The sequence below is a fragment of the Actinacidiphila yeochonensis CN732 genome (assembly GCF_000745345.1).
Classification (GTDB): Bacteria; Actinomycetota; Actinomycetes; order Streptomycetales; family Streptomycetaceae; genus Actinacidiphila; species Actinacidiphila yeochonensis.
In genome coordinates, this window is sequence record NZ_JQNR01000005.1 from 204,654 (window position 1) to 229,165 (window position 24,512).

19 protein-coding genes and 1 tRNA gene are annotated in these 24,512 nt (G+C 73.8%); 11 read left to right on the forward strand and 9 right to left on the reverse strand.

From position 1 onward, the window contains the following. Nucleotides 1–382 precede the first annotated feature (382 nt). A tRNA-Arg gene (locus tag BS72_RS13020) sits at nucleotides 383–455 on the forward strand. Nucleotides 456–616: 161 nt separating this feature from the next. Here BS72_RS13020 and BS72_RS13025 read toward each other — a convergent pair. Together BS72_RS13025 and BS72_RS13030 are read right to left on the reverse strand one after the other, a co-directional pair. Next, nucleotides 617–865: a Smr/MutS family protein gene (locus BS72_RS13025; RefSeq protein WP_037910533.1), complete on the reverse strand. Its 249-nt coding sequence runs from the start codon at nucleotides 863–865 to the stop codon at nucleotides 617–619. 185 nt (nucleotides 866–1,050) lie between these two features. Beyond that, nucleotides 1,051–1,887, reverse strand: a complete 837-nt coding sequence (locus tag BS72_RS13030; protein ID WP_232792381.1) for an SAM-dependent methyltransferase — start codon at nucleotides 1,885–1,887, stop codon at nucleotides 1,051–1,053. Nucleotides 1,888–2,420: 533 nt separating this feature from the next. Here BS72_RS13030 and BS72_RS13035 point away from each other — a divergent pair. Then, entirely contained in the window at nucleotides 2,421–3,479 is a 1,059-nt protein-coding gene (locus BS72_RS13035) for a pseudouridine synthase (RefSeq protein ID WP_107498773.1), read from the forward strand. Nucleotides 3,480–3,540: 61 nt separating this feature from the next. Here the strand turns inward: BS72_RS13035 and BS72_RS13040 are convergent, their stop codons facing one another. Further along, nucleotides 3,541–4,329 carry a VOC family protein gene (locus tag BS72_RS13040; RefSeq protein WP_037910538.1) on the reverse strand — a complete coding sequence of 263 codons (789 nt, stop codon included), beginning with the start codon at nucleotides 4,327–4,329 and terminating at the stop codon, nucleotides 3,541–3,543. 243 nt (nucleotides 4,330–4,572) lie between these two features. Here BS72_RS13040 and BS72_RS13045 point away from each other — a divergent pair, with 243 nt between their 5' ends. Then, nucleotides 4,573–4,776, forward strand: a complete 204-nt coding sequence (locus tag BS72_RS13045; protein ID WP_037910541.1) for a hypothetical protein — start codon at nucleotides 4,573–4,575, stop codon at nucleotides 4,774–4,776. Between the two features lie 181 nt (nucleotides 4,777–4,957). On the opposite strand, the gene panD is transcribed toward BS72_RS13045, so the two are convergent. Continuing rightward, nucleotides 4,958–5,380 (reverse strand): aspartate 1-decarboxylase, encoded by a 423-nt coding sequence (gene panD / locus BS72_RS13050; RefSeq protein ID WP_037910544.1) that lies wholly within the window; start codon nucleotides 5,378–5,380, stop codon nucleotides 4,958–4,960. Nucleotides 5,381–5,716: 336 nt separating this feature from the next. Here panD and BS72_RS13055 point away from each other — a divergent pair, with 336 nt between their 5' ends. The 4 genes from BS72_RS13055 to BS72_RS13065 all read left to right on the forward strand — a co-directional run bounded on the left by BS72_RS13055 (nucleotide 5,717) and on the right by BS72_RS13065 (nucleotide 9,775). Continuing rightward, a complete protein-coding gene (locus BS72_RS13055) occupies nucleotides 5,717–5,929 on the forward strand; it encodes a heavy-metal-associated domain-containing protein (protein ID WP_037910545.1) in 213 nt (70 codons plus the stop codon). Between the two features lie 231 nt (nucleotides 5,930–6,160). Further along, entirely contained in the window at nucleotides 6,161–7,942 is a 1,782-nt protein-coding gene (locus tag BS72_RS13060) for a heavy metal translocating P-type ATPase (RefSeq protein WP_407639038.1), read from the forward strand. Continuing rightward, a complete protein-coding gene (locus tag BS72_RS39895; RefSeq protein WP_407638969.1) occupies nucleotides 7,891–8,487 on the forward strand; it encodes an HAD-IC family P-type ATPase in 597 nt (198 codons plus the stop codon). The genes BS72_RS13060 and BS72_RS39895 overlap by 52 nt, the downstream gene beginning before the upstream one ends. 79 nt (nucleotides 8,488–8,566) lie before the next feature. Further along, on the forward strand, nucleotides 8,567–9,775 hold the full coding sequence (locus tag BS72_RS13065) for a DNA glycosylase AlkZ-like family protein (protein ID WP_051951061.1): 1,209 nt from the start codon (nucleotides 8,567–8,569) through the stop codon (nucleotides 9,773–9,775). Between the two features lie 234 nt (nucleotides 9,776–10,009). Here the strand turns inward: BS72_RS13065 and BS72_RS13070 are convergent, their stop codons facing one another. Further along, nucleotides 10,010–12,298, reverse strand: coding sequence for a D-alanyl-D-alanine carboxypeptidase (locus BS72_RS13070; RefSeq protein ID WP_051951062.1), 2,289 nt, complete (start codon nucleotides 12,296–12,298; stop codon nucleotides 10,010–10,012). A gap of 746 nt (nucleotides 12,299–13,044) precedes the next feature. Between BS72_RS13070 and BS72_RS13075 the strand changes: the two genes are divergently transcribed. The 3 genes from BS72_RS13075 (at nucleotide 13,045) to BS72_RS13085 (ending at nucleotide 15,506) form a co-directional block, all read left to right on the forward strand. Beyond that, a complete protein-coding gene (locus BS72_RS13075) occupies nucleotides 13,045–13,746 on the forward strand; it encodes a GOLPH3/VPS74 family protein (protein WP_037910551.1) in 702 nt (233 codons plus the stop codon). Nucleotides 13,747–14,246: 500 nt separating this feature from the next. Next, a complete protein-coding gene (locus BS72_RS13080) occupies nucleotides 14,247–15,101 on the forward strand; it encodes a helix-turn-helix domain-containing protein (RefSeq protein WP_037910553.1) in 855 nt (284 codons plus the stop codon). A gap of 195 nt (nucleotides 15,102–15,296) precedes the next feature. Then, nucleotides 15,297–15,506, forward strand: a complete 210-nt coding sequence (locus BS72_RS13085; RefSeq protein ID WP_037910555.1) for a DUF397 domain-containing protein — start codon at nucleotides 15,297–15,299, stop codon at nucleotides 15,504–15,506. Between the two features lie 225 nt (nucleotides 15,507–15,731). Here the strand turns inward: BS72_RS13085 and BS72_RS13090 are convergent, their stop codons facing one another. The 4 genes from BS72_RS13090 to BS72_RS35420 all read right to left on the reverse strand — a co-directional run bounded on the left by BS72_RS13090 (nucleotide 15,732) and on the right by BS72_RS35420 (nucleotide 21,048). Further along, a complete protein-coding gene (locus BS72_RS13090) occupies nucleotides 15,732–16,922 on the reverse strand; it encodes an aminotransferase-like domain-containing protein (protein ID WP_037910556.1) in 1,191 nt (396 codons plus the stop codon). Nucleotides 16,923–17,319: 397 nt separating this feature from the next. Continuing rightward, on the reverse strand, nucleotides 17,320–18,423 hold the full coding sequence (locus tag BS72_RS13095; protein ID WP_198545883.1) for an ADP-ribosylglycohydrolase family protein: 1,104 nt from the start codon (nucleotides 18,421–18,423) through the stop codon (nucleotides 17,320–17,322). Between the two features lie 324 nt (nucleotides 18,424–18,747). Then, nucleotides 18,748–19,992 carry a phosphodiester glycosidase family protein gene (locus tag BS72_RS13100; protein WP_407638970.1) on the reverse strand — a complete coding sequence of 415 codons (1,245 nt, stop codon included), beginning with the start codon at nucleotides 19,990–19,992 and terminating at the stop codon, nucleotides 18,748–18,750. A 186-nt stretch (nucleotides 19,993–20,178) separates the two neighbouring features. Beyond that, nucleotides 20,179–21,048, reverse strand: coding sequence for an AMP-binding protein (locus BS72_RS35420; protein WP_232792382.1), 870 nt, complete (start codon nucleotides 21,046–21,048; stop codon nucleotides 20,179–20,181). A 375-nt stretch (nucleotides 21,049–21,423) separates the two neighbouring features. Between BS72_RS35420 and BS72_RS13110 the strand changes: the two genes are divergently transcribed. After that, nucleotides 21,424–24,363: an AfsR/SARP family transcriptional regulator gene (locus tag BS72_RS13110; protein WP_037910560.1), complete on the forward strand. Its 2,940-nt coding sequence runs from the start codon at nucleotides 21,424–21,426 to the stop codon at nucleotides 24,361–24,363. The last annotated feature ends 149 nt before the right edge of the window (nucleotides 24,364–24,512 follow it).

The window sequence follows — 24,512 nt, forward strand, 5'->3', positions numbered from 1 at the left end:
ATTGTTCAACGACAGCAACAGTGAGGGTACCTTCCGCATTCCCGCGCCGGTGCGGCACCGGTCACCCCGAGGGCTGGCGCACCGGACCTCCCTCCGGACCTCCCGGGCTCCCGCCTGGCGGCCCCGCGGGTTCCACGCGGCCTCCGGGCCTCGGATCCACCCGTCCGAGCCCCCCACGCCCCGCGTGAGCCCCGTACGGGCGGCTCGGGGCGGGCGCCTCGAGCCGGGCTCGCAGAGCGGCATACAGGTCCCCGCGGTCCTACCCGCATCCGCTACCCTGTCCTGGGCCGTCGTCTTCGGCGGCCCAGGACTCTCACCGACCCGATGAGGACCGCCCGGCCGCGTATCGCTCCGGGTACCCACCGGACTCCCGGCGAGACCCGCCTCAGTAGCTCAGGGGATAGAGCACGGCTCTCCTAAAGCCGGTGTCGCAGGTTCGAATCCTGCCTGGGGCACAGCCCGCCCGACGCGGTGTGGACGCAGATCAGCAAAGGCCAGGTCCGGAGCCCTCCGGACCTGGCCTTTCACCTTCCCCGGTCCCGTGCTCGGCTTCTGAGCACCCGAGAACGGTCGGCCTCCTGCCGGGCGAAGCCCGGCAGGAGGCCACGGGTGCTCGCTACACGAAGTGCACGATGACGCGGCCGCCGTTCCCGGCGTCGACCTCGTAGCGGCGGTAGAGCTTCTTCAGATGGGGCTGCCCGAGGGTGGCCAGCACACGTGCCCTCAGCTTGCCGGACCCCTTTCCGGGGATGATCTCGACCCGTTCGGCCTTCGTGGCCGCGGCTTTGAAGATGATCTGCCGGACGGCGTTGTCGATGTCGCGGTCGCTCCTGAACAGGGGGTGCAGGTCGAGGGTGAGTGTCACGGGCTCGCTCCGTCTTCTTCCGGTCCGGTACAGCCGCGGCGCGGCCTCCCAAGGTGCCTGGCTCCGGCCCCCGGAGGGCGGATCGGGCTCCTGGGGGGCCGGTCTCGGACGCGGCACCCACGTCGCCGGCGCAGTGCACCGCACCGCACCATCGCCAAGGATCGCACCCCGGCGTCCGGCTTCCGCTACGGCTTCCGGGCCACTCCGCCGCACATGGCGACCTCGGTGTCCTGCACCTCTCCCGCGGTCCCCGGGTCAGGGCGCCAGTTGTGCACCAGGACCACACCGGGGTCGACCAGTCGCAGTTCGTGGAAGAACGGCTCGACCTCCTCCCTGGAGCGGTTGCGGGCCGGGATGCCCCGCTTGGCGTACTCCGCCACCACGGTGCCCATGGGTTTCGGGCTGGAGTCCGTGGTGACCGTCGATATCGCCAGGTAGCTACCGGACGGCAGCCGGTCCAGGTAGCCGCGCACCAGCTTGTACGCGGCCTGGTCGTCGAGGACGAACTGGAGGACGGCGATCATCGAGAGCCCCACCGGCCGCGAGAAGTCCAGGGTGTCCCGCACTTCGGGGGAGTCGAGGATCGCGCCGGGGTCGTTCATGTCCGCGTGGATGTAGGTGATCCGCCCCTCGGGGGTCCCGGTCAGCCGCGCTCCGGCGTGTGCCAGCACGATGGGGTCGTTGTCCACGTAGACGACGCGCGCCGAGGGGGTGACGGCCTGGACGATCTCGTGCAGGTTGGGTGAGGTCGGGATGCCGGTGCCGACGTCCAGGAACTGGTCGACGCCCTGCTGTGCGATCCAGCGGGCCGAGCGGTGCATGAACTTGCGGTTCTCCCGCATCGAGACCCGCAGGCTCGGCCAGCTCTCCAGCATGCGGTCGGCAGCGGCCTGGTCGATCGGGTAGTTGTCCTTGCCCCCGAGGATGAAGTCGTAGACGCGCGCCGAGTGCGCGACGCTCGTGTCGATCTTCGGGGGTTCGAAGGTCGACGGCCGTTGCGTCCAGGACATGTCGTCGGACATCGGATCTCCTTGGGAAGTACGTGTGCCGGAACTGCCGCGACCGGCTGGGTACCGTTCCCGCGCGCCGGGGAGGGCCGTCCCCCGGGGAAGGCACCGGCCGCTTGGGCTACGGCCGCCCCCGGGACCGCCACAGCGGTTCCAGAGCTCTGGTCGGCGGGTGGTCGCGGGTGGTGCCTGTTCCTGGGCATGGGGCGCGCCGCATGCGAGGTACGGCTCCAGGGTGCGGGCCAATCCCGCCTCCTCCCCCAGCGGCCTCCGCAGCAGTCTGCCATCTGCCGGGTGGGAAGCACATGCCGGACCGGACACCGTGGAATTGCCAACCCCCTTCCTGCTATGGGCTTTTCGAGCAGGACGCGGGGAAGCTGTGCCGCTTGCGGCCCTGGGTTTCCCGGGCCCGCGAGCCGCGGGGGCGGACGGGTCCGGGAGAGCCCAGGACGGCACCCAGAGGGGTACGGGGGCGGAGGCTGCCCTGAGCGGGGACCTACTCTTGGGGAAAAGGCCGGCAGAAACGGCTGGCGAGGAGGGTGGCGTCCTTGGTGCGCAGACCGGGGCGGAAGGCCCCGCCGTCGCCGTTGCCGCAGCGCGACGGGGTCGACGCTGTGCGGGTACGGCTCCCGGGGGTGCCAGGGGGCGGCCCGGGCTCCGCGTCCTGGGACACGGTCGGCGCCTACCTCGCCGCGCGCTACGGCCCGGCCGTGGGGGCCGGCCGGGTGGAGGCGATGGTGGCGCAGGGCCGCTTCGTCACCGTGCACGGGGCGGTCACGGGCGACACACCTTATGAGGCCGGTTTGTGGATCTGGTTCCACCGGGACCGGCCGGCCGAGCGGCCCGTGCCCTTCCCTGTCCGGGTGATCCACCAGGACGAGCGGATCGTGGTCGCGGACAAGCCGCACTTCCTGGCGACCACACCGCGCGGCAGCCATGTCGCCGAGACGGCGCTGGCCCGGCTGCGGCACAGCCTGGACCTCCCGCAGCTCACGCCCGCGCACCGGCTGGACCTCCTCACCGCGGGGCTGGTGCTGTTCGTCGTGGACCCGCGGCTGCGGGGCGCCTACCAGAACCTCTTCCGCGACCGCCTGGTGCGCAAGGAGTACGAGGCGGTCGCACCGTACGACCCAGGGATGCCGCTTCCGCTCACGGTTCGCAGCCGGATCGTCAAGGAGCGCGGGCAGCTGGCCGCCCAGGAGGTGCCCGGCCCGGTGAACGCGGTCACCCGCGTCGAACTCCTGGACCGCCGGGGCGGACTCGGCCGCTACCTGCTGCTGCCCGAGACCGGGCGTACGCACCAGTTGCGCGTGCACATGAACGCGCTGGGGCTGCCGCTGCTGAACGACCCGGTGTACCCGCGAGTGCTCCCCGGCGCCTTGGAGGTCCAGGACCTGCCCTCGGAGGGGGAACTCCTGGAGGCGCCGGTGGAGGCCGGCGGGCCCGGGCCGCAAGGCGTCGGGGGACCAGGCGGGCGGTTCACGGCGCCGCTCCAGTTGCTGGCCCGCGTACTGGAGTTCACCGACCCCGTGAGCGGCGGTCCGATGCGCTTCGAGAGCACACGCACCCTTGAGGCGTGGTCGGACGACGCGGCCGCGAGGGGCTGAAGCCCGCCCCGGCGTCAGGCATCAGGCCAGCCGTCAGCCGTCAGCCGTCAGCCGTCAGCCGTCAGGACATGGTCGGCGCCGGCTCCAGGACGGCGAACGGGGCGCCCTCGGGGTCCTTCAGCAGGGCGATGCGGCCCACGCCCTCCATGTCGGTGGCCGGCATCACGACCGTGCCGTGGTGTGCGGTGGCGGCCTCGACGGTCACGTCGGCGTCGGCGACACCGAAGTACGGCTGCCAGTAGCTGCCGTCGGGGAGCATGTCCGGTGAGAGCTGCATGATGCCGCCGTGGGACAGCTCCTGCCCGCCTCCGGCACGGGAGACGACCGTGTAGACGCCCGCCCCGCCCGGCAGGGGCATGCCCTCGCTGTCCCAGGAGAACACGGAGGAGTAGAAGCGCACCGCCTGGGCGCTGTCCGGGGTGTAGAGCTCGGTCCAGCAGAGCGCGCCCGCGCCGACCCGGTCCAGGCCCTTGGTTGCGGCGGGCTGCCAGACGGCGAACTCGGCGCCCGCGGGATCGGCGTAGGTGGCCCGGCGGCCACGGTCGAAGACGTCCGCCGGCGCGGCCCGGACACTGCCGCCCGCCTGCTCGACCGCCTTGGTGGTGGCGTCGGCGTCGGCCGTCTCGAAGTAGACCGTCCACACCGGGGCGGCACCGTCGCCCTGGAGGGGGCCAGCGGCCGCCACCGTCCGGCCGTCGAGCTGGAACATGCCGTAGCCGCCTGCCTGTGGGCCCGCGGACTGGAACTCCCAGCCGAACAGCGCCTTGTAGAACGCCGCCGCGGCGGCGACATCCCGGCTGCCGAGGTCGAGCCAGTCCGGCGCGCCGGGCACGTAGTCGTCACTGAGCATCGTGCCGTCCTCCGTTGGATGCGGGGTCTGTTGGAGGGAGGCCGGGGATGTGCCGTTTCGGGGCGCTATGGCTCCGACGGGGACGTTGTGCACTCCCTCACACCCAGCATGGCAGCCATGGCCGCGCCCCGCCGGTCGGCGCAGGTCAGGACCCTCACAAAGGGCCTGCGGGCGGAGTCGGCGGGCTCGCGCCGGCGGTATTCCGGTACGGGGCTGTCGGTGGCGGCCTCTAGTGTGGTTCGCATGGACGGGGGAGATCTCGATCAGGCGAACGCCGCGCTGCGCGCGTACGTGCAGGCGCACGGTGACCGGCCGTGGACGGCCGACGAACTCGCCGAGCTGGCGCGGTTGCGTGCCCAGTGGACGGCGGCGACCCGCAACCGGGTGGAGATACGCCCGGTGGCGGGGCCGCTGTGCGGCGCCTCCGTGGTCACCACCGCCGCCTGAGAGGCCGGCCCGGGCCGGCGCCCACACTCTTGGACGCCTGCCGCGCCCTTGCACGGCAGGCGTCCAAGGGCGCCCGAGGACGCCGACGCCCCGCTGACCGGTGTGCGGACGGTCAGGGTCAGGGCCGCCGGGCCGCTTCCAGGAGGCGCCAGGAGGGGTGCCAGAGCCCCGTCCAGCCCCGTCAGACCCTGGCCACGGCGTGGGGGGGACGGACCGAGTCGCTTCCGGGAGAGGGCTCCGCCGTGTCGCTCCCGAGGGCGACGATCTTGTTGGCGGAGTCGACGTGGACCACGGACGGCCGCAGGGCCCGTGCCTCGGCGTCGTCGACCTGCGCGTAGCTGATGAGGATCACCATGTCACCCGGGTGGACGAGGTGGGCCGCCGCGCCGTTGATGCCGATGACGCCCGAGCCGCGCTCGCCCTCGATGACGTAGGTCTCCAGCCGGGCGCCGTTGGTGATGTCGACGATGTGGACGAGCTCGCCGGGCAGCAGGTCGGCGGCGTCCATGAGGTCTGCGTCGATGGTGACGGAACCCACGTAGTGCAGGTCAGCCTGGGTCACGGTGGCCCGGTGGATCTTGGACTTGAACATGGTGCGCAGCACGGTGCCGCCTCCCGGTCACAGAACAGGTCGCGTCCCCGTCCGGGGTACGCGCCGACCCCTCAAGGGTAGGGCGGCCCGCGGGAAGGGCCGCAGCCGGTGCCGGATGAGTGCGGAACGTCTCAGCGCGAGAGGCGCGGGCCCGGCGGCCTCCGGGCCCGGAGGGCGCCGGACGCCGCGATGGCGTGGAAGTGCGGCCCTGCCTGCCACGACGCGCACGGGGGCACGCTCATTGAATACCCCTAGGGGGTATAACCTGGGCGGTGTGGGCGAAACGCGCCCTGTCACCCGGCACCTGGGTACCGGCCCGCGGGCGTACCCGCAGAGGAGGAGCACATCATGAGCGAGGCGGTCTACTCCGTATCCGGTATGAGCTGCGGCCACTGCGAGTCGGCGATCAGCCAGGAGGTCGGCGCGCTCCCTGGCGTCACCTCGGTGAAGGCGGTCGCCGGGACGGGGCTGGTGACCATCGCCTCGGAACAGCCTCTCGACGACGCGGCCGTGCGCGCGGCCGTCGACGAGGCCGGGTTCGAACTCGTCGGAAGGGCCTGACCGGCCGCGACTCAGACGGGCCCGCGAGCCGTTCCGGGGCCTCCGGCGCGGCTTCCCGCCGCCGCCAGACGCCCCGGGCCCGCAGAGCCGCCCCGGAACCCGCCGCCTACGGACGCGAGGATGACCGACCCGACCTTCGACCAGGGAGTCCAGGGAGTGGATGTGACCACCGCCACCGCACACACGCACAGCGGGTCCGAGCCGCGCCGGGTGGAGCTGGTGATCGGCGGGATGACGTGCGCCTCCTGCGCCGCCCGGATCGAGAAGAAGCTCAACCGGATGGACGGGGTGGCGGCGACCGTCAACTACGCCACGGAGAAGGCCCGGGTCCAGTACGCCGACGGGGTTGCGGTGAGCGACCTGGTCGCCATGGTGGAGGCCACCGGCTACACCGCGACGGCACCGGCGCCCTCCACCGTCCCGGAGGGGGCGAAGGCGTCGTCGGCGACCGGGGATGGCCCGGGGGCGTCGTCGGCAACCGGCGGGGCCCCCGACGCCGGGGCCGGCACGGCCTCCCCGGAGTTCCGGGGCGCCCCGGCGCGGAAGACGCCGAGGCCGGACAGCGATCCGGCGCTGACGTCGTTGCGCCGCCGCCTGGTCACCGCCGTGTCGCTGGCCGTCCCGGTGGTCGTGCTGTCCATGGTGCCCGCACTGCAGTTCACCTACTGGCAGTGGGTGGCGCTCGTCCTGACGTCTCCTGTGGTCGCCTATGCGGCATGGCCGTTCCACCGCGCGGCTCTCGTCAACGCCCGCCACGGGGCGGCCACCATGGACACCCTGGTGTCCGTCGGCACCCTGGCCGCCTATGGGTGGTCGGTGTGGGCGCTGTTCCTCGGGGGCGCGGGGATGCCCGGTATGACGCACCCGTTCACGTTCCGGGTCTCGCAGAGCGGCGGGTCCGACCAGATCTACCTGGAGGCGGCCGCAGGGGTGACCGCGTTCCTCCTGGCGGGGCGGTACTTCGAGGCGGGGGCGAAGCGCCGGGCGGGCGCGGCCCTGCGGGCCCTGCTGGAACTGGGCGCCAAGGACGCCGCCGTACTGCGTGACGGACGTGAGGTACGGGTGCCGCTCGGCGCGCTGGCGGTGGGCGACCTGTTCGTCGTGCGGCCGGGCGAGAAGGTCGCCACCGACGGCGTGGTGCGTGAGGGCGGTTCGGCGATCGACGCCTCCCTGCTGACCGGGGAGTCGGTCCCGGTGGAGGTCGGCCCCGGCTCGCCGGTCACCGGAGCGACGGTGAACGCCGGGGGCCGCATCGTCGTCGAGGCCGTCCGGGTGGGCGCCGACACGCAGTTGGCACGCATGGCCCGGATGGTCGAGGACGCGCAGAGCGGCAAGGCAGCGGCGCAACGGCTCGCCGACCGGGTGGCCGGCGTGTTCGTACCCTCCGTGATCGTGCTGGCGCTGGCCACCTTGGGGGTGTGGCTCGGCCTGGGCCACGACACCGTCGCGGCGTTCACCGCGGCGGTCGCCGTGCTGGTCATCGCCTGCCCGTGCGCCTTGGGCCTGGCCACGCCGACGGCGCTCCTGGTGGGCACCGGGCGGGGCGCCCAACTGGGCATCCTGATCAAGGGCCCCGAGGTGCTGGAGTCCACCCGGGCGGTGGACACGGTGGTGCTGGACAAGACCGGCACGGTCACCACGGGCGCGATGGCGCTGGTGGAGGTGCACCTGGCCGACGGCGAGGACGAGGCGCGGGTGCTGCGCCTCGCGGGAGCCGTCGAGGACGCCTCCGAGCATCCGGTGGCGCGTGCGGTGGCGGTGGCGGCGCGCGAGCGGTCCGGCCCGCTTCCGGCTGCGGCCGGCTTCGTGAACCTGCCCGGCCTGGGTGTGCGCGGCGTGGTGGACGGGCAGACGGTGCTCGTCGGCCGGGAGCGGCTGTTCGACGAAGGGGCGCAGAGGCTCCCCGAGCGGCTGGCGCGCGCCAAGGCGGCCGCGGAGGGCCGGGGGGCACGGCGGTCACAGTGGCCTGGGGCGGGCGCCCCAGGGCCGTCCTGGTGGTCTCCGACACGGTGAAGCCGACCAGCGCCGAGGCAGTGCGCCGGCTGCGCGCCCTGGGGCTGCGGCCGGTACTGCTCACCGGTGACAACGCGTCCGCGGCGCGGTCGGTCGCCGCCCAGGTGGGCATCGACGGGGCCGACGTTCACGCGGAGGTGCTCCCCGAGGACAAGGCGGCCGTGGTGCGCCGCCTCCAGCAGGAGGGCCGGACGGTCGCCATGGTGGGCGACGGCGTCAACGACGCGGCCGCGCTGGCCCAGGCCGACCTCGGTCTGGCGATGGGCACCGGCACCGACGCGGCGATCGAGGCGGGCGACCTGACGCTGGTCCGGGGGGACCTGCGTGCGGCGGCCGACGCCATCCGGCTGGCCCGCCGCACCCTGGGGACCATCAAGGCCAACCTGTTCTGGGCGTTCGCCTACAACCTGGCGGCGATCCCGCTGGCCGCCGCCGGCCTGCTGAACCCGATGATCGCCGGCGCCGCAATGGCGCTCTCGTCGTTGTTCGTGGTGGGCAACAGCCTGCGGCTGCGCCGTTTCGCTCCCCTCACCGACGCGTCCTGACGCGCCGTCCCGGCTCCTCCACGGACGCCAGGGGTGACGGATTGTCAGAATTGTCAGAGGTGCGTGTGACCATTGCCGGGTGAGTCCGAGAACGCGCGAACCGTCCGCGTCCACGTCCGCGCCGCGCCTCGGTGACGCCGTGCGGCGGGCGCGGGCCGCCGAGCGGCACCGGCTGGCCGCCGGCCGGGCCGCGTCCTCCTGCGAGGAGGTGGCGGCGTCCCTGGTGGCACTCCACGCCACCGATCCGGCGACCGTCTTCCTGTCCGTGGCGGCGCGCCTCGCCGACCCGGGCCAAGGCGTACCCCTGGTCGAGGAGTCCCTCTACGGGCCGGGCCCGACGCTGCTGCGGCTGCTGGCCATGCGGCGGACGATGTTCGTGGTCGAGCGGGACAAGGCGCCCATGGTGTTCGCCGCCGCCGGGCGGCGCGTCGCCGAGCGGGAGCGCGAGAAGCTGCTGGCCTTCCTCGCGGAGGGCGGCGGCTGGGACGAGCGGTGGCTGGCGGCGGCGGAGGCGGAGGTGGCCGAGGTGCTCGGCACCCGCGGGGAGCTGTCCGGTGCGGAGTTGGGCCGGCTGGTGCCGCGGCTGCGCGAGCAGGTGACGGTGGCGCGCGGCAAGCCCTACGAGAGGACGCAGAACGTCGCCGGCCGGATCATCCGCGCCATGGCGGCGGAGTGCCGCCTCCAGCGGCGCCGCCCGGCCGGGACGTGGCTCAGCGGCCAGTTCCGCTGGGCGGTGGCGGAGCCGCCGGCCGCGGTCCCGGAGCGGCAGGCGCGGGCGGAGCTGGCGCGGGCCTGGCTGGCCTCTTACGGTCCCGGCACGGAAGGCGACCTGAAGTGGTGGACGGGCTGGGGGCTGCGGGAGGTGCGGGCGGCTCTGCTCGACGTGGCCGCCGAGCCCGTACGGCTGGACGACGGTACGGAGGGCTGGGTGCTGCCCGGCGACACCTCGGGGCCCGCGGAGGCCGCGCCGGTCGCCACGCTGCTGCCGGCGCTCGATCCGACGCCCATGGGGTGGCAGCGGCGCGAGTGGTTCCTGCCCGACCGTCACCGCGGAGCGCTCTTCGACGCCACCGGCAACGTGGGTCCCACGGTGTGGTGGGGCGGCGAGGTGGTGGGAGGTTGGGGACAGCGCCCGGACGGCGCCGTGGTGTGGCGGCGGTTGGCCGACCGGGGCACGGAGGCGGTCGACGCGGTCGAGCAGGCAGCGGCCGAACTCACCTCCCGGCTGGGCGGAGTGCGGGTCACCCCGCGTTTCCGTACGCCGCTGGAACGCGAGCTGGCGGCCTGAGGGGTACTCCCGCGGCCGAGGGCGCCCCTTGGGGCGGCGACGTGCCATCCGGGGCCGGGGCCGGCAGGTCCTGGTAAGCAGCTCGGCCGCCACGGGGTTTCGCCGCCCCAGTTCGGGCGGCTGCCGCGGGTTCTCGGCCGCCCCAGCTCGCGGGACGGACGGGCTCGGCGGCAGACGCCGCGGGCGGACGACCTGTCAGGTCGTCCGCCCGCGGCGTCGAAGGTACCGGCCCGGTCAGCTCACCCGGGTGAGCTTGGCTCCGAAGCCGGGAGACCGCAGGTCGCTCTGGAGCGTCACGGGCACGGCCGTGCGGGCCGCACCGTCACCGAAGCTGAGGCTGCCGACCTGCGTGCCGGCCTTGGCGCTGTGCGGCACGCCGCCGCTGGACGGGGTGAGGGTGAGCCGCTGCTGCATCCCCGGCCAGCCGATGACCTTGAGGTCCTCTCCGGCCACGACGGGAGTACTGCCGCCCAGCCCGTCGTCGACCAGCCCGACGACGTCGCCCTTGTGCACGATCGTCTGCGACCCCATGGCCTTCTGCACGGAGTCGATGAGCGCCTGGCTGCGGTCCAGGGCCACCTGGAGGCACTCGGCGGGGGTGGACTTGCCGCCGCGCTGCTGGAGCACCACACCCAGGATCAGCTGCTGCTTGCCGTCGATCGTCCGGTGCGCCGCCCACATCAGGGCACCGCCCGCGGGGGTGCTCGAACCGGTCTTGATGCCGACGACGCCGATGTTCACCAGGTCGTTGTTGTTGTTGTAGATCCGGTCGACGCCCGGGATGTCGACGTTGGGCAGGGCGACCACCGAGCGGAACACGTCGTTCTTCATCACCTCGCGGGCCAGCTTGAGCTGGTCGACAGCCGTGGACACGGTCGTCTCCTCGATGCCGCTGGCGCCGGTGTAGGTGGTGTTCGACATGCCGAGGGTCTTGGCGGTGGCCGTCATCTTGGCGACGAACGCCTCCTGGGTGCCGGCGTCCCAGCGGGCCAGCAGCCGGGCGATGTTGTTGCCGGACGGGACCAGCAGCAGTTCGAGCATCTGCCGTTCGGTGAACTTCTGGCCCTCCTGGACCGGCGCGGTCGACTGGTCCTCGGACGTGGCCTCCTGGGCGGCCTGCGCGTCGACCGTGATCGTCGGGCCGTCCTCCTTGCCGCTCAGCGGGTGGTCGCGCAGCACCACGTAGGCGGTCATCACCTTGGTGACGCTGGCGATCGGCACCGGGGTCTGCTTCCCGTGCACGCCCAGGGAGCCCAGGCCCTCGACCTCGGCCACGGACTGCCCCTCGGTGGGCCAGGGCATGGACTGCGCCAGCGCGGTTCCCGGGAAGGTGTACGAGGAGGCCGCGGTCACCCGCAGCGACGGCGCCGGCAGCGGCCGCACCGCCTGCACGACGGCGAAGACCAGCACCAGCAGCAGCGCCAGGGGCGTCCAGATCTTCACCCGGCGCAGCACCGTGCGCACCGCCGTCTGCGGCGGGGGCGGGGTATTGGTCAGCTCCGCGAGGAGCGTCATCGGGGCCTTGTCCGGGACGTCCGGCACGGGCATGCGGCGGGTGCCCTCGGGCCCGGGGACCTCGCTGTCCGAGCTCTCGCCGACGAACGCGCCGTCCTTCGCGGACGCGCCCGCGGTGGACGGGCCGGTGGGGGTGGCCGCTCCCACCGCCGGGGACGGGGTCGCCGCCGGCTGAGCCGCCGGCAGAGGGGCCGCGGTCGACCGGGGGGCGTCCGCAGCCTTGGAGGAGCCTTTGCGGCCCCTGTCAGCGCGCGTGGGGGTGCCGGGCGGCCCGAAGGCCACAGGGCCGCCGAAAGCGCCCTGGCGCCCCGCCTCCGGCCCCTCGGGCCGCTCGGCGGGCAGGTCCGACACGAGCGGCTTGACGACGGGCCTACGGAGAGCGGCCCGTTCCTCGCCTGCCTGCTCGGAGGCGGCGTCCTTGCCGTCCTTGCCGTCCTTGCCGTCGGGGCCGCGGTCGGCTGACGGCCCGGTCTCGGGCGCGGCCTTCCGGGTGGCAGGAGCAGCGGGGTCCTCTGCCGCCGAGCCGTTCGAGGCCCGGTCAGAAGCGTTGCCGGGGGCGGTTTCGGGAGCCGCCGCCGCGAGGACCGCGTCGTCGGCCGTGTCGGCGGCTGCGTCGGTCTGCGCGGGAAGACCACTCTCCCGGCCGCCCGCCGTCCGAGGGGACGGCGGGGCCGTCGGGGTGACCGCCCCGTCCGCACCTTCCGCGTGCGCGGTCGAGACCGCGACGGGCTCCGGCCGGGGTCCGCGGACCCCGGCGGACTGCTCTTCCTCGTCGGAATCCACCGAGGCCGGAACCTGCTGCAGTGCGGCTCGCGGGTCGGACGGAACCTCTGCGGCGGGCGCCGCGTCCTTGTCAGCGGAGCGCTCCACCGTGTCGGCCCGTGCCTCCCCGCTCGCGCCCGCGCCGCTGGTGCCCGCACCGGGTTCCTCCGGCTGCTCGCCGGAGTCCCCCTCGGCGACCGGGGCCGCACCCGGGCCCGCGGAGGCTGCCGAGGCGTTTTCGGCCAACTCCGCTCCATCCCCAGGAGTCCCGTCCGTCACATCGACCCCAGCGGCCCCAATTTCCGGGTCACGATTCGGTTCCGGTTTCACCGCGTCCCGAGCCGGGTCGCGGGTCGGGCGACCCGGCTCCGCGGGGGTCTCGCGGGGCGGCTTCGACGCCTCCCCGGCCGCGCCGGCGCGGCCCTGACCGCCCTCCTCGGCACCGCCGCGCGGGGCCTGCGGAGCCACCTCGCCGGCACCGCCGGAAGCCTCCACGTCGTAGCCGGAATCCACCTCTGAGCTGCTGCTTTCTGCCGTGCCGGGTTCAGCCGGGGGGCGCGCAAGCCCCTCTCGTTCCGCATCCGCGGCGCCGGTTCGCACGCTCCGCGCCGTGCCCGCATCCACCGCCTCCGACGCCTCCCCGGACGGGCGGAAGACCGCCAGTCTCGGGTCGGCGGCCGGGCGCAAGCCCGCCTCCCCCGACGCCTCGCGCTGCTGCTCCCTGCCGGGGGCCTCGCCCGCCACGCAGACCTCCTCCACGATCGTCACCAGTTGTGCACACACCGTCAAAAGCGCTCGTCAGGCGGCCGTCCGCACACCGTGGAGCACACAGCAAAGTGTCCCGCCACGGGCGCGTGGGCCGTCACCGACACCCCACCACCCCCTAGACGAGAACGACATACCAGCCGGTTCCAACAGATAAGGAGAAGGCGCTCTCGACAGGCCGGTGTGAGAGGCGTCACCCTGTCATTCATCCACGCGGGGAGGCATGGATGGGCAAGAGCCGCAGAACAATTCCGGAAGAGCTGTTGCTGCTCGCCCTGGACCCGACGACCGGGACCACGGCGCAGCCGCAGTCGCTCGACCTCGGCCTCGCCGGGGCGCAGCTCGTCGAGCTGGCCCTGGCGGGACGGATAGCCCCTGACGGGGATCGTATAGCCGTGGTGCACCCACGGCCGACTGGAGATCCGACTTTGGACTCCGCGCTCGAACTGCTGCGCCGACGCGGCAGCCCGGTGCGGGCCGTCCACTGGATCGGCGGGCCCCGGCTGGGGCTGCGCCAGACGTACCTCGCGCACCTCGAACGGTGCGGCATGGTCCATGCCGTACCGGGTCAGATGTGCGGGGTGCTGCCGACGACGCGGTACCAGGCGACCGACAGCGCCGTCAGCCGGGAGATCCGAACCCGGCTGGACAGCGCGATCCGCACCGGCGTACCGCCGGACCCGCGGACCGCGGCGCTCGCCGCCCTCGCCCATTCCGTGGGACTCGGCAAGCACCTGTACCCCGGGAACGAGGGCCGGTCGTCCCGATCGCGCCTTCGGGACCTGATCAGGTACGACCCCATGGGCGGCCTCGTCGCGCACGCCGTGATCGACGTGCAGAACGGGGTGGCGGCGCAGCCCAAGCGTCAGCCCGCCCAGACGCAACGCTCGACCGGGCACGACAACATGGCACGAGCCGGGGCGCGTTGACCGACTCGCAGCACAGGACTGCCGCACGACAAAGAGTACACGAGACGTAGCTGCCCGTACACGGGGTGGTGGGAGCGCGCGCCCGTCCGGGTCTCGCGCCATGGAGACGGACTCCGCCTGCGGGCGGGGCCGTTCGAGCGCCGCCGCCGTGTGCGGGGTCCCGGCCCATAGGACTCTCGTCCGGGCCGGGACCCCGCACACGACATCCGTTCGGCGCCCGCATACCCGGTGAACGCCGGTTCGTGGGCGGCTGGTTCCCCATCGCGGCGAATTACCCGGCTGGAATTCCCGCGCCACCCGCTGGCCGCGACCGCTCCACCCAGGAGCGCCCCAGAGGCGTCTCGGGGGCGTCGCAGGGAACGCGGCACTGCCACGTTCCGGGCCGTGCGGTCCTCCGTCCGCACCCCCAGGCAACCTTGTCCTCACATTCGCCAGCGCGCGATGACCGCTAGTGGCAGGCTGCTGACCATCAGTAGGTTCAGCGTGGAGGTGCAGTCCCAGTGGTCGCCAGCGTCAACCCCACCGTCCGGCGCCGCAGACTCGGTTCGGAGCTTCGCAAGCTCCGGGAGCAGAAGGGGATGACGGCCGAGGAGGTCGCGGCGAAGCTTCTGGTGTCCCAGTCGAAGATCAGCCGCCTGGAGAACGGGCGGCGCAGCATCAGCCAGCGGGACGTACGTGATCTGTGCGGGGTCTACGGCGTGGAGGACACCCGGATCGTCGAATCGCTCATGCAGATGGCCAAGGAGTCACGGCAGCAGGGCTGGTGGCACGCCTTCGGGGACATCCCCTACAGCGTCTACATCGGGCTGGAGACGGAGGCGGCGAACCTGAGGGTCTTCGAGCCGCAGGTGGTGCCCGGACTGCTCCAGACCCCCGACTACGCGACCGCGATGATCTCCGGCAACCTGCCCGAGGCCACCACCGAGCAGGTGGAGAAGCGGGTCAGTGTGCGGATGCGACGCCAGGAGCGGATCACCGACGAGAGTTCGCCGCTGCGGATGTGGGCGGTGATCGACGAGGCGGCGCTGTGCCGGAAGGTGGGCAGCGACGAGATCATGCACGCCCAGCTGCTGAGGCTGGTGGAGATGAGCCGGCTGCCGCACGTCACCGTGCAGGTGCTGCCGTTCGAGGCGGGTGCCCACCCGGGGCTCAGCGGTCAGTTCGCGGTCCTGGAGTTCACCGACACCACCGACGCGACCGTCGTGTACCTGGAGGGCGTCAACAGCGACCTCTACCTCGAGAAGGACACCGACGTCCAGGCGTACAGCGTGATGTACGAGCACCTGCGCGCCCAGGCGCTCAGCGCGGAGCAGACACGCGTGTTCATCGAGGAGGCCGCGCGCAGGTTCGCCTGACGAGTCGTCGATCGGCGCCATCTGCGGTCGCTGGGCGCAGGGTACGCGCCCGCCGACGGGCTGCGGAAGGCTCCACGGAATATGCCATCCGGTCGAGTGAAGGCCGCCTCTGCTCCATGAGGGTGACGAGTAGCGTCGAGCCCATCAGACGCCGGCGTATCGCACGCCGCGCCCCAGCACAGATCCGGAGCAGAGATGGCCATCAAGCTCGGCAGCACCCCCGCGTGGACCAAGTCGTCGCGGTCCACCGGCAACGGCGCCTGCGTGGAGGTGAAGTCCCCTGAGGTGGAGTCGGTGGTCGTACGCGACTCCAAGGACCCGCGGGGTCCCGTCCTCACCTTCTCCCCCGACGCCTGGGCCTCGTTCGTCACGGACGTGGACGGCGGAGCGTTCGACCTGCGCTGACCCGGAGCCCCCGGGAACGGGCCGCCCGCAGCGGCGGCCGACAGCACTCGGGTGCGCCCCCGGCGCACCCGCCCGCACACCGCAGCCCTCTCGTCTGGCCGCCGTCCTGGCCGAGAGGGCTCGCTGCTGTCCGGGCGCCGTCGCACCGGTCGGCGACCCGGTCAGCGGCCCGGTCGGAACGCCCGGGAAGGCAGAAGGGGCGGAGGACGAGGAGGGCCCGGAAGGTCAGAACACCTTCGCCAGCCGGGACAGCCCGGTGGTGATCTCCTCCGGGGTGTGGGTGGTGAACGACATCCGCAGCGTGGCGTGGTCGGCGTCCGCGGCGTAGAAGGGCGCCCCCGGGACGTAGGCGACGTCGTGGCCGACCGCGGCGGGCAGCAGCGCGGTCGCGTCGTGCCCGTCGGGCAGCCGCACCCACACGAACATGCCGCCTTCGGGACGGGACCAGGTACTGCCGGGCGGCAGTGCGGCGGGCAGTCCGCCGAGCAGGGCGTCGCGGCGTTCGCGGTAGGCGGCCCTGACCCGCTCCAGGTGGGCGTCCAGGTCGCGGTCGGCGAGGTAGCGGGCGGCGGCGGCCTGGTCGACGGTCGAGGTGTGCAGGTCGGCGGCCTGCTTGGCGATCACGCAGGCACGTCGCAGTCCCTCGGGGGCCCGCACCCATCCCAGCCGCATGCCCGGCGCCATCACCTTGGAGAAGCTGCCCATGAGGACGGTCCGGTCGGCGGCTCCCTCCATGGCGGCCACGGGTGGCTGGTATTCGCCCTCGAAGCGCAACTCGCCGTAGGGGTCGTCCTCGGCGATCCACAGCCCGTACCGGGCGGCCACCTCGGCGACGGCGCGGCGCCGGCTCAGGGGGAGCGTGCGGCCGGTCGGGTTCTGGAAGTTCGGCACCAGGTAGAGCAGCTTGGGGCGTTCGCGCGCCACGAGGTCGGCCAGCGCCTCTGGGAGCACGCCGTCGTCGTCGGTGGGCACCGGGACCACGCGGGCGCCCGCGAAGCCGAAGCACTGGAGGGCGGCGAGGTAGGTCGGGTTCTCCACCAGGACGGTGTCGCCGGGTTCCAGCAGGGTCGACGCGATGAGGGTGAGGCCCTGCTGGGAGCCTCCGGTGATCAGCAGGTCCTCGGGAGCGGTAGGGAGGGCCCGGGCCGACAGCCGGGCGGCCACGGCCCGCCGCAGCAGGGGGTCGCCCTCGGTGGTGGAGTACTGGAGCACGCTGCCGGGCCGCTCGGACAGGACCCGGTCGTACGCATGCCGGAGCCCCTCGGCGTCGAACAGTTCGGGGGCGGGCAGCCCTCCCGCGAAGGAGATCACCTCGGGCCGCGCTGTGAGCGCCAGGATCTCCCGTACCGGGGAGGCCCCCACGGAGCGTGCGCGGTGGGCGAGTTGGGGCAGATTGGCGGAGGCTGCTGGCGTCATGGCGGGAAGCCTACGAAGATTCATTGCCCTGTACAGGTATTTTTGCCATTCGGGTACTCGTGTGACCGAGGTGCCCTGCCGGTGGCCTGCGGACGTCCTCGGACGCGCGGGCGGTGCCCTGGTAAGCCCGCCCCGCCCCCGAGAGCCCGGGTGACGTCCGGGCGCGGAATACGCCGTCCAGGGAGCCCAGATCGACTCGACGTCCTATGCGATGAATCCAGCGTCCTAGGTGCCGAGGTCGGCTCCTTTCCTAGGAGCCCTGCTTCTGCCCCCTGGGGTACGGGGCGGCCTCCCGGGAGCCTGATCCGACCCGGTTCGCGGCACGGTCTCATAAGATGCCGACCGATGTCGCCGAGTGTGCCCGGCGGGCGCCTTGCCGGAGAGGTACCGAAGGGCACTAAGCGGCCGGGTAGCGGTCCAGCCAGGCGGGGCTCGCGCCGACCGGACCGTGGAGAGCGGGCGCCTGGGTCATCTCCATGGCGAAGTCGTCGGCGAGTTGGAGGATGGTGGCGCGCCCTTCGAGTTCGGCGATCCAGGCAGGCGGCAGGGCGGTCTCGCCGTGCTGCACGCCGAGCAGGTTCCCGCACACCGAGCCGGTGGAGTCGCTGTCCCCTGAGTGATTGACCGCGAGCAGCAGGCCGTGCCTGACGTCCTCGGCGACCAGCGCACAGTAGACGCCGATCGCCAGTGCCTCCTCGGCCGTCCGCCCCTCCCCCAGGGACTCCACGCGCTGCGGGGACGGCATGCCCTGCCGCACGGCCCCCAGGGCCCTCTGGAGCGCGTCGGTCGTCTCCTGGTGTCCGGGGCGGGCGCCGAGCAGCGCCAGCGCGTGCTGCACGGCGCCGTCCAGCGCCTCCCCGCGCGCGAGCCCGTGCACGATGACGGCGAAGGCGCCCGCCGCCAGCTGGCCCGTGGGGTGGCCGTGGGTCTGGGCCGCGCATTCCACGGCGAGTTGGAGGACCAGCTGCGGCTCCCAGCCGACCAGCAGGCCGAAGGGCGCCGAACGGGTGACGCTGCCGCAGCCCTTGGAGCCCGGGTTCTTGGGCTCCTCAAGGGTGCCCATGCGATCGTCGGACAGTCCGCTCAGGCAGGCCCCGCCGGGCGCCCTGCGGGCGTAGAGCCATTCCTCCCGGGCCAGCCAGCCGGTGTCCTTGCGGCGCTCGTCGGGCCCCCACTCACTCTGGGTCGCCGCCCAGCGGCGATAGGCCCGGTGCACGTCGGTGGGCGGGTGCCAGGCGCCGGTGTCGCGGCGTACCTGGGCGCGTATCAGGCCCTCGACGGTGAACAGCGTCATCTGGGTGTCGTCGGTGACGGCGCCACGCCGGCCGTAGGCGGGCACGAAGTCGGTCAGGCCGTCCGAGCCGTGCGCCTGCCGGATGCCGCCCAGGGAGTCCGATCCGACGCCCGCGCCGAGGGCGTCGCCGATCGCTCCACCCAGCAGGCAGCCGCGCACCCTGCTGCGGAAGTCCTGCTGCTGTGCCCGTCCCCAGACAGCGGTCAAAGCAGTCCCCTTCGAACATCCCCCGATCCGAACCCGACGTGCGGCAGCACGATATCCGACGGACCCGTGTGCGGAGGGGCGGCGCCGGTGCGCGGGTGGTCGTCCGCGAGGGACGTCCCTCCCGCTCTTCCGGCCTGTCTGCCGTTACGGTGCCGCACCCGCCGGGTCCTCGGACAGAGGCGGGTGCGCGTGACTTCCCGCGTCGGCGGCCCCGCGGCCGGCGTCCGTCGGACTCGCGGCCACCCGGACCGGTCCCGCCACCACCCGGAGGGGTCCGCCGCCCGGAGAGCGCGCGCTCCCGTGGCCCGCGCGCCGGCCGGGTGGTCAGCGGCCGGCGCTGAGGACGCCGATGGCGTTGGCGACGGGGCGTTCGGCCGTACCGGAGGGGTGGTTGCGCACAGTGGACGCCGGGGCGCCGGGGTTCCGGGTGACGAGGGTGGTGGAACCGCCCCCGTCGAGGTTGACGGCGTCGTCGGCGCCGGCCCGCCGCATCAGGTCGGCGACCTCGGCGACGGTCAGGCCCGCGTCGGACTCGGCGTCGCCGTCCAGGGCGAGCAGGTAGAAGGTGCGGCCGTGGTCGCCGTAGCCGGCGGCGGTGCGGGTGGCCGCGGTGGCGGTGTCCAGGCCGGCGAGCGGGGAGCCGTCGCGCAGGACGGGGAAGCCGCCGACCGCGAAGGTGAACCGGGTCCGGCCGGTGCCCGCGGCAAGGTGCTCGGAGACCTCGGCGCGGTCGCCGATCCGCAGGCCGCGCAGGGTGTCGGCGCCGGTGTCGCGGCCGACCAGCACCGTGGTGCCGCGGGGGACGGCTCCCGCGCCCGGCGCGGGCGCGGTGGAGACGACGCGGCCGCCGCGGACGGCGACCTCGTAGGTGTCGGTGGCGCACCCCGCCGCGCGGGAGGTGTCCGAGCCGCACACGGCCCGTTCCCGTGAGACGTCACCCCAGTCCGAGGTGTAGGCGCCGATGCCGCCCTGGGGCAGCGCGTACTGGTTGTAGCCGGACAGGGGGACGTCGCCGCCACGGGTGCGGACCCGTCCGGCCAGGGTGAGGGTGTCGAGGCGGGCGCGGCGGTCGATCCCCACGCCGATGACGTCCCGGGTGGTCTCGCCGGGCGGCAGGGCCGGACCGAAGCGCTGGGAGTCCGGGACGGCGGCCTTCAGGGCCCGTCCCGCCGCGATCTCGGGGCCGTCGGAGGATCCGGTCGGCGTTACTCCGGGGTGCTCCTCGCTGATGTTGAAGAAGTCGCCGTTGACGGCTCCCACGGCGCCGGCCGCGTCGGCGAGTTGCGACACCGTGGCGCGGGCGGCCACCGCGCCCGGGGTGAGCAGGCCGACGCGTACCCGGGGGTCGGAGAGGTCGGCCGTGAGCAGGTATCCGGTCACCGAGCCGTGGGACGCGGTCACCGTGAACTGGGCCAACCGCACTCCGTGGGCCACCCGCTCCACGTGGCTGAAGGGCAGGCCGCCGGCCGCGCCGGCCGCCGACGCGCCCGCCAGCGTGCCCGCCACCGCCGCGAACGCGGCCGCCACCGCGCCGCCGATCCGCGCCCGCGTCCTGGTGCGACTGTCCACGGTCCCCCCTCTGTCCCTCAACTCTCCTTCTGACAGGAGGACTTCACCAGCCCTGACGAGACCAGCGCCATCCCGGCGCGGTAACCGGCGGTGGCGGAAAGGTGAATTCACCCGCGTGGCACATCTGCCCAGCTGCCGAGCCGGGTGATCCGGCCGAGCCGGACGGCGCCTTCCGCTCCGCCCCGGTCACCCGCTGACGTGGATCGGCAGCAGGGTCCGCCACACCGCGTTCTCGACCCCGTGCACGGCCGCGATCCAGCCGACGTTCTCCTCGTCCGTGCCCAGGCGGACGGCCTGGGCGAGCTCGTCGAGCACCTCGCCGAGGTCGGCGTGGGACATGGCCGGCTCCAGCCGGCCGTCGGCGCCCCCGTCGTCGTGGTAGCGCTGGTAGGCGCGGGCGCCGCGGAGGACGCCGACCGGACGCCACTGCTGGGCGAGCCGCCACACCGGCTCACCACCGATCCGGATGCCGTCGGCCTCGACCACCTCGGCGCGGGTGCGGTCGACCACGAGGGGCGTCCAGGCGTCGGTGCCCGTCAACACCATCGCGGGAGCGCAGGTGCGCACGGCCCGGTCGAGCGACGCGGGGGCCCGGCCGGTCTGGACGAGCGGCACGGCGGCCATGCCGGCGTACAGGCAGTCCAGCAGGGCGCCCGCGAAGTCGGCGCCCTGCGGGTAGACCAGCAGGACCCGGCTGCCGGGCTGGAGGGTCCGGCCGAGGCGGGCGGCGACGGCGCGGGCCCGGCGGTCCAGTTCGGCGTAGCTGCGGCCTTCGGAGTCCGCGGCCGCCGGTCCGGGGAAGGGCAGGACGGGCACCTGCTGCGGGTGGCGTTCGGCGTGCAGACGCAGCCTCGGGCCGAGCAGCCGCCCCGCGCCGCCCTGGGCGGTGCGCGCCCCACCACCCCCGCCGCCGCCTCTGCCGCGCCGGGGACGGGGGCGGCTGTGGCGGCCGCCGGTCACCACGTCCTGCCGGGAGGGTGCGGCCGCCAGGAGCCGCGGCCCCTCGGCGGGCGCGGCCGGGGACGGCGAGGGGAGGCGGAACTCGACGTCGGACAAGGGGGATTCTTCCCGGCTGAACCAGCCGGAAACAACCGTATCGGGTGAATCACCCACGCACCACGTACACATCGTGTCCCCGTCACCCCGCTCGGCGCGATCCGCACGCCGACATCCGACTTCCCCACACAGCACAACCTCCGCGCGACGCTTGACGGAAACCTCGTGTCGAGCCCGACTCCGGGCTGCGAAACCCCGATCGGAGCCATGCACGGGGTGACCCGGGCCGCCCGACACGGCAGACTGGCTCCGCGGCATCGAATCCACGGTTCCGCAGGCCATACGGAAGACTGTTCCGTCCAGCGATGAACGATCGATATACGCGCACGGGCCAGCGTCGCGCGACCCGCCCACGGGCGCATCAGGGGGCACGGAATGGAGACCACGGAGCTGGGAGCGGATCTTCGGTTCGCCGTCCTCGGCCCGGTACGGGCCTGGCGCGGGGACCAGGTGATCCGGACGGGGTCCCCCCAGCAGCGCGCCCTGCTCGCGGCACTGCTGCTGCGCGGCGGGCGGACCGCGACCGCCCCGGAACTCCTTGACGCCCTGTGGGGCGAGAACCCGCCCAACACCGCGCTGGCCGCGCTGCGTTCGTACGCCTTCCGGCTGCGCAAGGCGCTCGGCCCCGGCTGCCTGGTCACCGACTCCGGCGGCTACTCGCTGCGGTTCGCGCCGGACGCCCTGGACTGCGCGGTCGTCGAGCGGCTGGCTGCCGAGGCCGAGCAGGTGCGCCCCGCCGACCTGCACCGGGCCAGGGAACTGCTGGTGCAGGCGCTGGACATGTGGCACGGCGAGCCGCTGGCCGGACTGCCCGGCCCGTACGCCGGCACGCAGCGGGTGCGGCTGGCCGAGTGGCACATCGGGCTCACCGAGATCCGCCTCGAACTGGACCTGGAACTGGGCGCCCACGCCGAAGCCGTCTCGGAGCTGACGGCGCTGTCCGCCGACCACCCGCTGCGCGAACGCCTGCGCGCCCTGCTCATGACCGCCCTGTACCGCAGCGGACGGCAGGCGGAGGCCCTCGGCGTCTACGCCGACACCCGGCGGCTGCTCAGCGAGGAGCTGGGCATCGACCCGGGCGCCGAGCTCGCCGACCTGCACCAGCGCATCCTGCGCGCCGACCCGGACCTGGCCGCTCCGACCGTCGACTCCCCCGCCGCCGCCGAGTTCGCCCGCCCTGCGCAACTGCCGGCCACCGTGCCCGACTTCACCGGCCGCGAGGAGGAGATAGCCGACCTGGGCCGACAGATATCCGAGGCGGCCAGGAGCGGTTCGGCCGGCGGCGTGATGGCGGTGTCGGCCGTCGCCGGCATCGGAGGCGTGGGGAAGACCACCCTGGCCGTCCACGTCGCCCACACCCTGCGGGACGAGTTCCCCGACGGCCAGCTGTACGTCGACCTGCAGGGGACCGAACCGCGCCCGGCCGAACCCGAGGCGGTCCTCGGCGGCTTCCTGCGCGCCCTGGGGGTGCCGACCTCCGCCGTCCCGGACTCGCTGGCCGAGCGGGCCGCTCTCTTCCGGTCGAGTCTGGACGGACGGCGGGTGCTGGCGCTGCTCGACAACGCCCACGACGCCGCTCAGATACGCCAGTTGCTGCCCGGCACCCCGGGGTGCGCGGCCCTGGTCACCAGCCGGATGCGGATGGTCGACCTGGAGGGCGCCCATCTGGTCGACCTGGACGTCATGTCGCCCGAGGAGGCGCTGCTGCTCTTCACCCGGATCGTCGGCGAGGAGCGGGTGCACAGCGAACGGCAGGCCGCCCTTGCCGTCGTGGGTGCCTGCGGCTTCCTCCCGCTGGCCATCCGCATCGCCGCCGCCCGGCTGGCCGCCCGGCGCACCTGGACCGTGTCCGTGCTGGCCCGCAAACTGGCCGACCAGCGCCGCCGCCTGGACGAACTGCGGGCGGGCGACCTCGGCGTCAAGGCCACCTTCGCCCTCGGCTACGGACATCTGTCGGCGGCCCAGGCACGCGCCTTCCGGCTGCTGTCGCTGCCGGAGGGCCCCGACATATCGCTCGACGCGGCCGCCGCGGTGCTGGGCCTGGACCCCTACGCCACCGAGGAGCTGCTGGAGGCGCTGGTCGACATCAGCCTCATCGAGTCGACCGCGCCGGCCCGCTACCGCTTCCACGACCTGCTGCGGCTGTACGCGCGCGAGTGCGCCGAGCACGACGAGACGCCGGCCGAGCGGTGCTCGGCACAGTCCCGGCTGCTGGACTTCTACCTGGCCACGGCGGTCGGCGTCTACGCCTGGGAGAACCCGGCCGACCGCGTCCTGGACCACCTGGCGGCCACCGACCGGCCCGGCCTCGCCTTCGACACCGGCGAGGAGGCCCTGGAATGGCTGTACTGCGAGGCGCAGAACCTGCTGGCGGCCGTGGAGCACTCGGCCGACGGGGGATGCGGGGGCCGGACCCGGCGGGCGGTGGACCTGCTGCTCGCGGTGTGGGACCTGATGGAGTCCGGTATCCACGCAGGCCAGTACGAATCAGCGGCGCGGGCGCTGGTGGCCGTCTCCCACGCCCGCGCGAACGCCCTCGTGGAGGGGCGGTCGCGCCTCCTGGTGGCCCAACTCCTCAGGATGACCGGCCGCTTCACGGAGGCCGACGAGGAGGCACGGCGCGCCATGGTCGCCGGCACGGCCGCCGAGGACCCGGTGACGTGCAGCTACGCGCCGAACCTGCGCGGCATCATCGCGCACAAGGACCGGCGCTACGAGGAGTGCTCGGCCTTGCACACGGCGGCGCTGGACGCCTTCCGCGCCGACGGCAACAGCTACGGCGAGGGCGCGGCGCTCAGCAACCTGTCGTGGGCCCAGCTGAGCCTCGGGGACGGCGAGGGGGCCGTGGCCACCAGCCGCGCGGCGGTGGCGATCTACCGCGAGCTGGGGGCGGGCTTCCGGCTGGGCAACGCGCTGTACGCCCTGAGCATCCCGCTGACCGCCGTGGGCCTGCTGGAGGAGGCGCAGGCCGGCCTCACCGAGGCCCTGCAGGTCTTCCGCGACGCCCGGCAGCAGTTCTGGGAGGGCATGACCCTCTACCGCCTGGCGACGGTGCACCTGGCGGCCGGACGGTGGCGGCAGGCCGCGGCCCACGTCGAGCAGAGCCTGGTGATCCTGCGCGAGGTGGGCGGGGAGTGGCGCACGGCCAACGCGCTGACGGTGCTGGGCCGCGCGCTGGTCGAGATGGGCCAGCGGGTACGCGCCGTGGCGTGCTGGAACGACGCGCTGGGCCTCTTCACGGCGCTGGGTTCGCCCGAGGCCGAGGACGTACGGCTGCTGCTGGCACCCGGCGGGACGGCCGCGGCAGCCGGCTGACCTCGGGGGACGCCGCGCGGCAACAGGACCGTAAGGCCGCGCACGGAGAACGTTTATCGGTTGATTATCGCGGCCTGCCACGATTTCATCGCCCCATCAAGGCCCCACCCGGTGGTACACGGGGGTTGTCACCGGGTGGGGCGTCAGCA

Bases quoted from the DNA above. Each gene is read 5' to 3' on its own strand.
- BS72_RS13030 (WP_232792381.1), bottom strand. From the start codon at position 1,887: ATGTCCGACGACATGTCCTGGACGCAACGGCCGTCGACCTTCGAACCC.
- BS72_RS13040 (WP_037910538.1), bottom strand. From the start codon at position 4,329: ATGCTCAGTGACGACTACGTGCCCGGCGCGCCGGACTGGCTCGACCTC.
- BS72_RS13045 (WP_037910541.1), top strand. From the start codon at position 4,573: ATGGACGGGGGAGATCTCGATCAGGCGAACGCCGCGCTGCGCGCGTAC.
- BS72_RS13055 (WP_037910545.1), top strand. From the start codon at position 5,717: ATGAGCGAGGCGGTCTACTCCGTATCCGGTATGAGCTGCGGCCACTGC.
- BS72_RS13060 (WP_407639038.1), top strand. From the start codon at position 6,161: ATGACGTGCGCCTCCTGCGCCGCCCGGATCGAGAAGAAGCTCAACCGG.
- BS72_RS13075 (WP_037910551.1), top strand. From the start codon at position 13,045: ATGGGCAAGAGCCGCAGAACAATTCCGGAAGAGCTGTTGCTGCTCGCC.
- BS72_RS13085 (WP_037910555.1), top strand. From the start codon at position 15,297: ATGGCCATCAAGCTCGGCAGCACCCCCGCGTGGACCAAGTCGTCGCGG.
- BS72_RS13090 (WP_037910556.1), bottom strand. From the start codon at position 16,922: ATGACGCCAGCAGCCTCCGCCAATCTGCCCCAACTCGCCCACCGCGCA.
- BS72_RS13110 (WP_037910560.1), top strand. From the start codon at position 21,424: ATGGAGACCACGGAGCTGGGAGCGGATCTTCGGTTCGCCGTCCTCGGC.